Origin of the sequence: Paenibacillus polysaccharolyticus (genome assembly GCF_900102085.1) — a bacterium.
Taxonomy (GTDB): Bacteria; Bacillota; Bacilli; order Paenibacillales; family Paenibacillaceae; genus Paenibacillus; species Paenibacillus polysaccharolyticus.
This window is the reverse complement of record NZ_FMVM01000003.1, coordinates 199,740-212,445: the sequence shown is the minus strand read 5'-3', so window position 1 is coordinate 212,445 and position 12,706 is coordinate 199,740. Positions and strand designations below refer to the sequence as shown.

Annotated in this window: 9 protein-coding genes; 7 read left to right on the top strand and 2 right to left on the bottom strand. The window is 43.9% G+C overall.

The window, feature by feature from the left end; all coding sequences use genetic code 11:
• Window positions 1-170 precede the first annotated feature (170 nt).
• A complete protein-coding gene (locus BLQ13_RS05610) occupies window positions 171-1,274 on the top strand; it encodes a metallophosphoesterase (RefSeq protein WP_090916919.1) in 1,104 nt (367 codons plus the stop codon).
• A gap of 58 nt (window positions 1,275-1,332) precedes the next feature.
• Here the strand turns inward: BLQ13_RS05610 and BLQ13_RS05605 are convergent, their stop codons facing one another.
• A complete protein-coding gene (locus BLQ13_RS05605) occupies window positions 1,333-2,349 on the bottom strand; it encodes a hypothetical protein (RefSeq protein ID WP_090916916.1) in 1,017 nt (338 codons plus the stop codon).
• 267 nt (window positions 2,350-2,616) lie between these two features.
• Between BLQ13_RS05605 and licT the strand changes: the two genes are divergently transcribed.
• The 4 genes from licT to BLQ13_RS05585 all read left to right on the top strand — a co-directional run bounded on the left by licT (window position 2,617) and on the right by BLQ13_RS05585 (window position 7,699).
• Window positions 2,617-3,459: a BglG family transcription antiterminator LicT gene (gene licT / locus BLQ13_RS05600; RefSeq protein WP_090916914.1), complete on the top strand. Its 843-nt coding sequence runs from the start codon at window positions 2,617-2,619 to the stop codon at window positions 3,457-3,459.
• 123 nt (window positions 3,460-3,582) lie between these two features.
• Window positions 3,583-5,508: a beta-glucoside-specific PTS transporter subunit IIABC gene (locus BLQ13_RS05595; RefSeq protein ID WP_090916912.1), complete on the top strand. Its 1,926-nt coding sequence runs from the start codon at window positions 3,583-3,585 to the stop codon at window positions 5,506-5,508.
• Window positions 5,509-5,524: 16 nt separating this feature from the next.
• Window positions 5,525-6,988: a glycoside hydrolase family 1 protein gene (locus BLQ13_RS05590; protein WP_090916910.1), complete on the top strand. Its 1,464-nt coding sequence runs from the start codon at window positions 5,525-5,527 to the stop codon at window positions 6,986-6,988.
• Between the two features lie 138 nt (window positions 6,989-7,126).
• Entirely contained in the window at window positions 7,127-7,699 is a 573-nt protein-coding gene (locus BLQ13_RS05585; RefSeq protein WP_090916908.1) for a 5' nucleotidase, NT5C type, read from the top strand.
• Window positions 7,700-7,733: 34 nt separating this feature from the next.
• On the opposite strand, the gene BLQ13_RS05580 is transcribed toward BLQ13_RS05585, so the two are convergent.
• A complete protein-coding gene (locus BLQ13_RS05580) occupies window positions 7,734-8,615 on the bottom strand; it encodes an AraC family transcriptional regulator (RefSeq protein WP_090916906.1) in 882 nt (293 codons plus the stop codon).
• 137 nt (window positions 8,616-8,752) lie between these two features.
• Between BLQ13_RS05580 and BLQ13_RS05575 the strand changes: the two genes are divergently transcribed.
• Window positions 8,753-11,443, top strand: a complete 2,691-nt coding sequence (locus tag BLQ13_RS05575; RefSeq protein ID WP_090916904.1) for a family 78 glycoside hydrolase catalytic domain — start codon at window positions 8,753-8,755, stop codon at window positions 11,441-11,443.
• Window positions 11,444-11,569: 126 nt separating this feature from the next.
• Complete coding sequence (locus tag BLQ13_RS05570) at window positions 11,570-12,658, top strand: acyltransferase (RefSeq protein WP_090916902.1); 1,089 nt, start codon at window positions 11,570-11,572, stop codon at window positions 12,656-12,658.
• Window positions 12,659-12,706 lie beyond the last annotated feature (48 nt).

Sequence of the window (12,706 nt, the reverse complement as noted above, 5' to 3'; positions counted from 1 at the left end):
GAGGTGGAGACTTTTCAAAATTTGATATCATAAAATTGTAATAAAATGTACCCATCTGGAGTCTGTAAAAGATGCTGAGGCACCTCTATTTAAGTTATACTAGTTCAGACGGAACTGTATCCGTTAAAATTGCAGTATATAACTTTTTGAAGGTGGGGGTCAGGCCAGGCATGTTTGTACTCGTAGGTATTTTGTTTTTGCTCGTATATGGATTATTAGTCTTCTACATAGGCTGGAGCGGCTGGAGTTGGATGAAACCCGTAGTGGCAGCCAGATTTCGCTGGTTGTATATCGTAGCACTGGTTTTTCTAGCGGCTTCCTTTATTTTGGCGCGCATATTTGGCAGCATTTCGTTTCTCGGTGTCATTGGTTCCTATTGGCTGGCGGTTTTCTCGCTGTTATTGCTCATATTACCTGTAGTGCACCTGACGTTGTGGCTTCTACGCTTGACGCGAATTCCTAGACATCACGCTCATAAATGGGCGGGTGTAGTTACGCTGGTTTTACTTATCTCTACAATGGGATACGGAATTTTCAACGCGTACAGTCCAGTCGTCAGACAATATAACATTCAGATTGATAAAAAGGTGGAAGGCGTCGACAAGCTGAATATTGTCATGGCTGCGGATATGCATTTTGGACTGTTGTCTGGTCCTGCTCATGCAAAACGCATGGTAGAGGAGATTAATGCCCTCAAACCTGACCTCGTCTTATATCCAGGTGACCTGATCGATGACAATCTGGCGATGTATGAGAAGAGTGGTATTGCCGATATCATTAGTGAAATCAAGGCTCCGTATGGCGTATATGCTTCACTGGGAAACCATGACAAGTTTGACGGCCCTATAGAGGATTTAATCGCTGCATTGGAGAAAAGCAATATTCAGGTGCTGTATGACGACAAGATCGTATTGGACAACAAAATTACGTTGATTGGACGGAAAGACCGAACGGAAGAAGATCGGGCAGACGTAGCAACGCTTATGCAAAATGCAGATCTGAACCAGCCTGTAATCATGCTGGATCATCAGCCGTACGATCTGGATATCGCGGAGAAGAACAAAGTTGATTTAGTTGTATCAGGTCATACCCACCGGGGGCAGATTGCACCTGCTCAATTCATAACACAAGCAATCTATGAGAATGATTGGGGTTATCTGCAAAAGGGCTCCATGCACTCGATTGTCACCTCGGGATACGGTTTCTGGGGACCACCCATCCGGACAAGTAGCCGTTCCGAAATTGTGCAGATCAACGTGACTTTCAGACAATAAACAAAGCAGCCCCTTCGTGATAGAAGGGGCTGTTTTGCTTAGTTCTGCAAACGGACAGTTAGTTTCGTACTCCATTTACGGGAATCGCTTCAAACGAATAAAAAGCGCCTTTTTTGTTGATTTTACCGATGAGCGTGGTGGCTCCTTTTTTTGTAAAGGTGTATTGGTTATCTTGGATACGAACACTGTATCCTTTCAAATTCAGGCCAAAGATCGATTTTACTTTTGGCGCTGCGGCGGAGAGGGCTTTCTTTTTACTCAGCTTAGGTTTGGCAAAAGACTTTTTAAAATCAGCATCATTGTTCCAGTCCGTGCCAAATTCGTTGATTACCTTCCACACCTTGCCGGTGCTACTTCCAATATGCACTGAGTTTATACTACTATCATCCTGATATACCCAGAGTGTATCTTTGTTTTCTTTGGTAAGCAATGAATAATCAAATGCCTTAACGGATGAGATGCCAAGCATTTTGAGTGAGTTTCGGGCTTTGTTCGTAAGTGTAGCTCGTGCTTCCTTAAGGTCATACAGAATACTTGCTGACAATTGGTTGTTATGATCCACATCGACGTATAAACTTTGGTCATGTCCCCAGATCACCCAGTAGTTTTTGAGTCCGCTGTCGTTTAGATCTTGTTTAACTCGCCAGAAGGCATCCGCTTTAAATTTTTTGTCTTTGTCGAAAGACTTCAGGAACGATTGTATTTTGTTGTATAAAGCTTGATCCAATACTTTGTTAAGATCATCCGCTTTATAATTGATTAAGGTAGAAGTAACTTTTGCCTTTTTGGAATTATAATTTTGAGTGACATCAGCCTCGGCTGCACCAGTTAATGTGCTATTTACAACCCAATCATCAAATGCAGTGTCTGCCGATGTGAATTGAATCGTTTGTTTTCCAGCCAGTGCTGTGATGGCATCGGTTAATTGCTTAGTCACTTTTTGATCGAGATTCAGCGTATTGGAAACATCCTGAACCACGGAAGTAGGACTTGATTCTGCCCAAGCGGCGGGAGCTATGGATAATAATAGTGACATAGAAGTGATAGCTGCGGTGATCGAGACAAATTTTTTCAAGACGTATTCCTCCTGTTACGTAAATGTAATTGTGATTGCATTAGATATTTGTAGTTGGATACACTATTAACGTGGATGAAAAGGAAAATGTTGCATACTCTATATTTTTACCTTATGCTCTTAGTTGACACCGTTTTCAGCTTATGCTAGACTATTTGCGAGGCTTGTTACCGGTAAAGCGGGCAAAACCACAATGGAAATGATCTTATTATTTCTATTTTGGTTTTGCCCTTTTTTATGTCTCAAAATAAACCAGGTGGGTCCATTATGATTATTAAACAGATATTTAATAACAATATCGTCAGCACAGTAGATGATAAAAATCAGGAATTGCTGATCCTCGGCCGGGGTATCGGATTTAAGTTCAAAGCTGGCGATGAGATTGACGAAGAGCGAATCGAAAAGGTGTTTCGTCTTCAGGATACATCGATTTATGAGAAATTCAAATCCATTGTAGCTGAAGTACCAATTGAGATTCTGCAGGCAACCGATGACATTGTAACGTTGGCGCGAACACAGCTGAGTAAAACGATTAGTGACGGGATTTATGTCTCCTTGTCTGACCACATTCATTTTGCTGTTCAGCGGTTGGAGAAGGGAATGATTACGCGCAATCCGCTCTCGTGGGAAGTACAGCATTTCTATAAGGCAGAATACGATGTGGCCAAAGAGGCGTTGACCTTGCTAAAGGAAAGACTGGATATCGAATTCCCTAAAGATGAAATATGTAACATTGCACTGCATTTCATCAATGCGGAAGTCAACGACTCTATGAATGATGTTACACATCTGATGCAGTTGCTGCAGGAGATTATGAACATTATCAAATATCACTTTAATGTCGAACTGGATGAGGATAGCGTGAACTATTTCCGTTTTATCACACATCTAAAATACTTCTGTCAGCGAGTCATTACACATTCGACTCATGATGATGCGGAGGAGTATCTGTATGAGGTGGTCCGGAAAAACTATCCGGAGACCTTCAAATGTATCGGCAAGATTGAGACATTTATCCATAAAAATTATCAATACGATATGACTCACTCGGAGCAGTTGTACCTTACCCTGCATCTGGAGCGTCTCATGAAAACAAAACGGGAAACGTAACGTTTTCCTAAACGCTATGGGCTTGTTACTGTTCAATCAGGCAATACCCGAATGAAAGTATGCAGGTACATCTGCGTATTTTTGTTCGGGTATTTTTTATGGGGAAAATAAGGAGGAAATCAGATGAAACATCAAGACACGGCACAGCAGATCATCAAAGCCGTTGGTGGAAAAGACAATATTAATTCGGTGTATCACTGTGTTACTCGGCTGCGCTTTGATCTGAAGAGCAATGAGAAAGTCGACAACGGCGCGCTCAAACAGCTGGACAAAGTGATGGGTACTAACATTTCGGGGGATCAATTCCAGGTCATTATCGGTAACGATGTGTCCAACGTATTTGATGCGATGGTGAAGGAAGAACCGTCCATTCAGCAAAACGCAGATAACAAGCAGGCTAAGCCGGAGAAAAGTAAAAATGTAATCCTGAACATCTTCGAAACGATTGCTGGTGTATTTGCTCCCATGCTGCCGGCCATAACAGCCGCAGGTATGTTAAAAGGGTTACTGGCCCTGTTCGTTTCACTGGAATGGATGTCCGCTGGTACAGACACATATCGTATCCTGTCCGCGATTGGTGACGGTGTGTTCCATTACTTGCCACTGCTGATTGCAGTCAGCGCTGCGCGCAAGTTTGGCAGTAATCCATTCGTAGCGATTGCACTAGGTACAGCCTTGATGTATCCCGACATGGGGGCCTTGCTCTCCAGCGGAGAAAAGGTTGCATTTCTAGGCATTCCGGTCACAGCGGTAAGTTATGCTTCATCGGTTATTCCGATTTTGCTGGCGGTATGGTTGATGTCTTATGTTGAAAAATGGGTGGATCGAATCATTCCTGCAGCGCTCAAGCTCTTGCTTGTGCCACTGATTACGCTCCTGGTGATGGTTCCTGTCACACTGATTGCGATTGGTCCATTGGGTACATTTGTTGGTAATGGCTTGTCCGATGGGATTAACTGGCTACTGAACGAAGGTGGTTTGATCGCTGGTATCGTACTTGGCGGTGCCATGGCACTGATTATCATGACCGGTATGCACTACGCTTTAGTACCGATTATTCTCAGCAATATTGCTACACTTGGTTTTGACAAATTCCTACCTCTGACGTTCATTTCCAATATGGGTCAGGCTGGTGCAACACTCGGTGTATTCTTCCGTGCTAAAGATAAAAAACTCAAAACCGTGGCCTTATCCACGAGTTTCACGGCTCTGATGGGTGTAACCGAACCGGCGATGTACGGGGTTAATATGAAATATAAAAAGCCATTTGCCGCTGCGATGATCGGTAGTGCAGTAGGTGGCGGTTTCGCCTTGGCTTTTGGCGCTAAAGCTTATGTACTCGCGGGGAATGGCGGACTTCCGGGGTTACCGTCCCTTGTTGGACAGACCTTCCTGTATTCCTTTGGAGGTATGATTATCGCTTTTGTTGTAGGTACGATTGTATCCATTCTGTTCGGAATTAAGGAAGAAGAGGGTGATGCAGAGGCGCTGGCCCAATTCGCTCCAGGTGCTTCTAACGCTACCTCATCAACAGATAAGGCTAACATGGTTAACGCGCCTGTCAACATAGAGGATCTTGGTGTCCCTGCACCTACGGGTGATGCTATCGCTTATGCTCCGATGACAGGCAGATCCATCCCATTGCAAGAAGTGAATGATCCGACATTTGGTGATGAATTGATGGGCAAAGGTGTGGCGTTTGTTCCTACTTTGGGTGAACTGGTGTCCCCGGTTACAGGCACGGTGATGAACGTATTCAAAACCAAACATGCGATTGTTGTCCGCAGTGATGAGGGTATGGAGCTTCTTATTCATGTTGGGATCAACACAGTGAAACTACGCGGACAATACTTTGAAGCTCATGTAGCAACGGGGACTCGCGTACAAGCTGGTGATTTATTGCTAACCTTTGAACTGGATGAGATTGCGAAGGAATATGACATAACCACTGCTATGGTTGTGACCAATACAGCCGATTATAAAGAGATTATGCCTATACAACTTGGAAATATGCAAATGGGTGAGAAGGTATTGAAAGCAAATCTGTGAACAAGGAGAGATTGATATGAACAATAGACAAGGATTTCCCGAAGGATTCTTATGGGGCGGCGCAATCGCTGCCAACCAGGCTGAAGGGGCGTTTGATGTCGGAGGAAAAGGCTGGTCTACGGCAGACATGGTTCCTTATTTTGAGAAGAAGGATTATACCAATTTGCGAGAGTTGATGCATGTCACAACTGCCAAGGTGGAGAAGGCAATGGCACATCACAGTTCGGAAGGTTATCCGAAACGATATGGTATTGATTTTTATCACCGTTTCAGAGAAGATATTGCCCTGTTTGCCGAGCTTGGTTTTAAAACGTTCCGTCTGTCCATCAACTGGCCGCGTATTTTCCCGAACGGTTATGATGAGCAGCCAAACGAAGAAGGCCTTCGTTTTTATGATGAGGTATTTTCCGAGCTTCGGAAATACAATATTGAGCCACTGGTAACCCTCTCTCATTACGAGATGCCAATGTCACTTGTACTGAAATATAACGGTTGGGCAGGTCGTGAAGTTATTGAGCATTTTGTGAGATATGCAGAAACGGTCATGACAAGGTACAAGGATAAGGTAAAATACTGGCTGACGTTCAACGAGATCAACACGACGATTATTGAGCCGTTTACAGGTGGTGGCATTATTGAGGATCGGGTGGATAACGTTATGCAGGCGTCCTACCAGGCGCTTCATCATCAGTTTGTAGCCAGTAGTCTGGTGACTGAGAGAGCACGGCAGATTAACCCAGAGTTCCAGATTGGATGTATGCTGGCCCGTATGATCCATTACCCGGCGACGTCCAATCCCGAAGATGTGCTACAAGCTCAAATCGACAATCAACTCAACCTGCTGCATACGGATGTACAAGTTCGCGGCAGTTACCCTGTGTTTATGACTCGTTACTGGTCAGATCATGGAATTAACGTGGTCATGGAGCCTGGAGACGAGCAAATACTACGTGAGCATACGGTAGATTTTATCTCATTTAGTTATTATACTTCGCTTGTCTCTGCGGTGAACCCTGAGGTTTACGGGGTAACGGGCGGCAACTTGTACAGTACCATCAAAAACCCGAATCTGGAACGCACAGAATGGGGTTGGCAGCTTGATCCGGTCGGGCTGCGTATTGCACTGAAGGAGCTGTATGATCGTTATCAGTTACCGTTGTTCGTTGTGGAAAATGGGCTTGGCGCGAAAGATAAAGTGGAGGAGGATGGCTCCATTCAGGATGATTACCGAATCGATTACCTCCGTAAACACATTACACAGATGAAGGAAGCGGTCATGGGCGGTGTAGAACTGATGGGATACACGAACTGGGGAGCCATTGATATTATCAGTGCATCTACCTCGGAAATGTCCAAACGTTATGGTGTAATCTATGTGGACCAGGATGATAACGGACAGGGGACATTGAATCGGTATAAGAAAAAAAGTTTTGGTTGGTATAAAAAAGTAATTGCTTCAAACGGCGAGGATATGGATTGATCCTAGAACGAATATAAAGGGCTTTGTTTCGTAGAATTTTGCTACGGAGCAGAGCCTTTTTCGGATTGTTCCTATGAAAATGAATGACTGAATCCCGGATGAGATGATATACTGTGTTCGTATCAGGGAGGAATGAAAATGAGAAAACCGATTATTGCCGTAGATATGGATGACACGATTTGTCAATTGGTTAAACGGGCTATATACCATAACAACAGGAGTTTCCCGACGCACCCTCTCCAATATGAAGATATGGTCGACTGGGATACAACGCACTTGCGTCACCCTGATAGTACACATGAGGTGTTTTACGGGCGTCCTGGTCTGTTCGAAGAACTGGAACTATATGACGAGTATGTGGTAGAAGAGATGCAGAAGTTAAACGAGGTATATGATCTCATTATTGTTACAGCGGCAGAACCGAGAACGGTTAATGAGAAGTGGAATTGGCTACAACTACATATGCCGTTTATTAAACTGGAGCAATTCATTACGTGTAAACGCAAAAACTTGCTCACATTTGATCTTTTAATCGATGATGGGCCACATAATCTGATTCCGGCTGTGGAAAGTGGTCGGAAAGTAATCTGTATTCCCCATCCGTGGAACAGACTACATTGTGAGCAGTATGGCTTTCCTCTAATGTCGTCCTGGAAAGATGCGAAGCTGTACATCGATGAGATGATGCTACCTTCAGGTCTTCATATTTAATATTAAAAAATACTACCGTAATCCAGAGCAGAAGTCATACTCTGGATTTTTTGCGATAGGCTAGCGGGCTGTCACCCGTTATTTTTTTGAAGGCAGCATGAAAGGAATCCATATCCTGATAACCAACCATTTCAGCAATCATACCCACTTTATGGTCCGATCGCTTTAACAGCTCACAACTTCTTTGAATGCGTAGATGTTGTACATAGGATCTAAATGTCTGCCCGGTATAACGGACGAACATTCTTCCAATCTTTTTCTCACTCCACCGCGATAACTGAACCAAATCACTCATAAGGATACGTTCGCCAAGATGTTGCCTGAGGTAATGAAGAATGGCTTCCATGTCATGAAACATAGGGGGATGTGGAGTGGAGTCCATACACTTCTTCTGTTGATCCTGTCTGTAAGTCATGATAATTAATTGGCTAACCAGTGTGTCTAACATCGCAAGTGAACCTGGTCCGGGAACGGAGAATTCACGGTATAACTGATGCATTAATTCTTCCAAACGTCCTGTATGATCTGTGACGGAGATATACTTCTGCCGATTTTGCTCAAGGTCCATCAGATGTTGCATAATGTCCTCATCCCGAAGAATATGTCTCAAAGATTGTATTAATTCGGCGTTAAACAAGCAGTTATAGATGACCAAGGGTGTTTTTGTTGCATCTGTACTCACGGGGCGGAAGACGTGAGGGATTCCGATAGGAATGACAAATAACATGCCCTTGTTGACAGGTACAATATCTTCACCGATGTGGTGAAACCCACTACCTTCGGCAACATAGCTGTATTCAACAAAATCATGGGTGTGAAAGGGCATTATAAAGTTCTCAAAGCAGCGATTAACGAATAACTGTAGTGGACGGTTCAGGAACGCTTCGCTTTTCAATAGTTCTACAGACCTTTTCATACACCGTTTCTCCTTCCCACAGATGGCTGTATAAGGGGGTAAAAGAGTCCGTTTTACCGGATAATTCACACCCTGGAATCGATATAATTATATCGTAACCTACCAAGGGAAGCCATGATGGAGAGGATGATCACAATATGTTAAAGATCAGTGACCTTCGGTGTGAATATCGGTTGAATCCAATTGGTCTGGATGTCAAATCGCCCCGACTGAGCTGGAAGCTAGAATCAGATCGTAGGAACTGTATACAGGCGTCTTATCAGGTTCAGCTATCTCATACACCGGATTTTGCAGTTATTATATGGGATTCACAACAGCTGACATCAGATCAGTCTGTTCATGTCGAGCTCGAAGGTTTTCAACCTGCTGCTCGAACACGCTATTTTTACCGGGTTCAGGTTTGGGATGCATTTGAAAATTCCTCAGAGTGGTCTGATGCCGCTTATTTTGAGATGGGACGCATGGAACTAAGCACCGATTGGACCGGAAAGTGGATTACAGCCAACAGATCTGGTGAACCTGAATCATCCTGTCCACGCATGAGAAGATTCTTTCACATTGTGAAACCTGTTCTGCGTGCAACTATTTACGCTACGGCACTTGGAATGTACGAGTTACATTTGAATCATACTCGGGTAGGTGAGGATTATTTTACGCCAGGTTGGACGACTTATAGTAAGCGCTTGCAGTATCAGACGTATGAGGTGACCCATCAGCTTAAGACTGGAGAAAATGTGCTTGGAGCCTATCTTGGAGATGGCTGGTACCTGGGACATTTTGGTTGGAATAAAGAACGAAAGATTTTCGGTTCTACATCTGCTTTACTGCTGGAGCTTCATATTCGATATGTTGATGGCTCGGAAGAGATCATCGGCTCGAATGAGGAGTGGTCTACTGCACCAAGTGCCATTCGCATGTCAGACATTTATATGGGGGAAATCTATGATGCGCGTATGGAGAGCGACTGGGGAGACCAATCTCAAGGTGCGTGGGTACCTGCTCAGGTCCTTTCCTATCCAAAGGACATCATCGTTGCGCAAGAGAATGTACCTGTCATGCAGATAGAGCAACTACAGCCCATAGCTTTACTGACAACACCGCAAGGAGATCGGGTACTCGATATGGGACAGAACATGGTAGGCTGGGTGAGATTCAGTATTGAGGGGGATGCAGGGTGGGCGGTTGAACTGCACCATGCCGAAATATTAGATCACCAGGGGAATTTTTATATCGATAATCTTCGTGCTGCCAAACAAAGGATACATTACACCCTCAAAGGAGGAGGGATGGAGACATATGAACCTCATTTTACTTTTCAAGGATTCCGCTATGTAAAATTAATTGGGTTCCCGGAAGAGGTTGTTTTAGATCAGTTTACAGGAGTTGTCCTTCATTCCAGCATGGAACGCACGGGCCACTTCTCTTGCTCCAGCCCGTTGGTTAATCAACTCCATCACAATATTTTATGGGGACAAAAAGGGAACTTTGTTGACGTGCCCACGGATTGTCCGCAGCGGGATGAGAGGCTGGGATGGACAGGAGATGCGCAGATGTTCATTAGAACCTCCGCTTATCTGATGAATACAGCTCCCTTTTTTACGAAGTGGCTTCGGGATTTGCGAGCAGAGCAAGGGGAAGATGGGGGCGTGCCGTTTTTTGTTCCAGATCTGAAAAGCTTGATACCTGAAGGCTGGGGAGAGACAAGTCATTCCTCATCTGCTTGGGGAGATGCGGCGGTGATCTGTCCTTGGGTCATGTACGAAATGTATGGGGACATGCGATTGCTCAAGGAGCAATATGAAAGTATGCAGAGATGGATTGCGTATATTTATGATCAGGGAGAGAATGTCTTCCTCTGGAATACAGGGTTTCATTTCGGGGATTGGCTTGCACTGGATTCCAAGCCAGGCAGTTACGTTGGGGCGACGGACATTCATTATGTCGCAACTGCATTTTATGCATACTCCGTTTCATTGACTCGTAAAGCTGCGGCTGCACTCGGTAAATTGGAAGATGTTAAGGTTTATGATGAGCTGCATCGAAATATTGTCAAGGCATTTCAAGATGAATATGTCACTCCTGCAGGCAGACTAGCAGTTCCAACACAAACAGCGCATGTGCTCGCCTTACAGTTTGATCTGCTTGAGACATCAGCCTCTAAACGTGTTGCTGCTCAATTGACTGAACTATTAAAAGAAACACAGAATCATCTTACAACCGGCTTTGTAGGAACACCTTATTTGAATCCGGTATTAAGTGATATGGGCAGGAATGATCTAGCCTATGAATTATTGTTGCAGGAAGATTATCCGTCCTGGCTATACCAGGTGACGCAGGGAGCAACAACCGTGTGGGAGCATTGGGATGGCATGAGAGAGGATGGGAGCCTGTGGAGTGCTGATATGAATTCGTTTAATCATTATGCCTATGGTGCTATAGGAGAATGGTTGTATCGTTATGTGGCAGGGATTCAGCCTGATGAAAAGCAACCCGGATTTAAGAAGGTTCGTATCAAGCCATATCCAGGTCCGGGACTGGAATGGGCAGAGGCTAGTTTTGAGAGTATGTATGGCCAAGTAAAGTCTAGTTGGCGTCGACAGACACATGGGGAAATGGAACTTTGTGTTCAGATTCCTGCCAATACGAGAGCGGAGATACATCTGCCACATGCCGATCGTCAAACGATTAGGGAGAACGGCAGCCTGATTCATCAATCTGCTGATTATGTATTTTTAAACAAATCAGGCACAGATGTAGCTATTACTGTAGGATCTGGGAAATATCGATTCACCTACAGGATGATTACTGAAGAGGGTGAGTGTAGCTAAACCTTGTTAATTGAATATACTACAAATTAAGATTGTAATCTCCTCGCTAGCTGATTAAAATAAGATTTGGAATCTGGATTGACGGAGACTATCTTTCTATTATCAGACACAAGTGAGGTTACAAGTATGAGTCCACCGGTTAATCGTCCCCGACGCATAGAGTATCTGGATCTCTATCGCGCTATTGCGATTATGGCAGTTGTAGCGATCCACGCAACATCAACTGCTGTTGCGCATTATCCCAAAAATACATGGGATCATGATCTGTTTTATTTCTGGAATACATTTCTGCAATTTGCAGTTCCGGCGTTCTTGTTTTTATCTTCACTGGTTCTGTTCTATAACTACAGTGCTAAGTTAAACGAGAAGGACTGGATCATTTCCTTTTATAAGAAGCGAATGTTCTATATATTTGTGCCGTATGTCGTGTGGTCGCTGATCTATTTTGTCATCAAGAAGTTGATTGCAGGAAAGGAACCATTAGCATACAGTGTTCAGTTTGTGAAGCAATTAACCCTTGGGACCGCTCATACACATTTGTACTTTTTTCTGATTATTCTCCAGTTTTATATCGTTTTTCCATGGATATTATATTTAACAAGGAAACCATGGTTTAGAAAATATTTACCTTTGTATTTTATTGCAGCGCAAGGGCTGTTTTACGTATTGAATGTAAAGTTTGACTTCGAACGAACAGGCAGTCTGTTACCCAGTTATTTGATAGTGATCGGGTTTGGAGCATGGATGGGACTGAACTTCGAATGGTTGATGAATAAAATGATGCACCTGCGTTATGTGCTGCTGGTTGCACTTATAAGCGGAGCAGCGATTTCGATGTACGCCTCTGGCATCATTAAAACAACGTTAATCGAATGGCCGGTTTTGATGTACAGTGTGTTGTTTATTGTACGAAATATATTTACACTTTCTGCTTGTCTCGTGCTCTTGGTTTTGAGTGAGAAAGTGGGTACGAGAGGCCGCAGGAGCGAATATAAAGTGTCACGCTTCACAGACTCTCTGGGCAAAGTTGCATTTGGAATCTTTTTAATTCATCCTTTAGTTTTGATGATCTGGAGACTTGTGCTCACCGACGATTTTGCCCGTCACTTCAGCCTAGGCGTTGTGTTATCATTTATCGCATCATTGTTGCTTTCATGGCTCTGTGCGGTGGGACTACGCCGACTAAAATGGGGATGGGTTCTCATCGGACGGTAATGATACGTTCATTTTTTAATAAAATATGTGGAAAAGTACAAAGAGATT

Bases quoted from the DNA above. Each gene is read 5' to 3' on its own strand.
- BLQ13_RS05580 (WP_090916906.1), bottom strand. From the start codon at position 8,615: ATGAAAAGGTCTGTAGAACTATTGAAAAGCGAAGCGTTCCTGAACCGT.
- BLQ13_RS05590 (WP_090916910.1), top strand. From the start codon at position 5,525: ATGAACAATAGACAAGGATTTCCCGAAGGATTCTTATGGGGCGGCGCA.
- BLQ13_RS05585 (WP_090916908.1), top strand. From the start codon at position 7,127: ATGAGAAAACCGATTATTGCCGTAGATATGGATGACACGATTTGTCAA.
- BLQ13_RS05595 (WP_090916912.1), top strand. From the start codon at position 3,583: ATGAAACATCAAGACACGGCACAGCAGATCATCAAAGCCGTTGGTGGA.
- BLQ13_RS05570 (WP_090916902.1), top strand. From the start codon at position 11,570: ATGAGTCCACCGGTTAATCGTCCCCGACGCATAGAGTATCTGGATCTC.
- BLQ13_RS05610 (WP_090916919.1), top strand. From the start codon at position 171: ATGTTTGTACTCGTAGGTATTTTGTTTTTGCTCGTATATGGATTATTA.
- BLQ13_RS05575 (WP_090916904.1), top strand. From the start codon at position 8,753: ATGTTAAAGATCAGTGACCTTCGGTGTGAATATCGGTTGAATCCAATT.
- licT (WP_090916914.1), top strand. From the start codon at position 2,617: ATGATTATTAAACAGATATTTAATAACAATATCGTCAGCACAGTAGAT.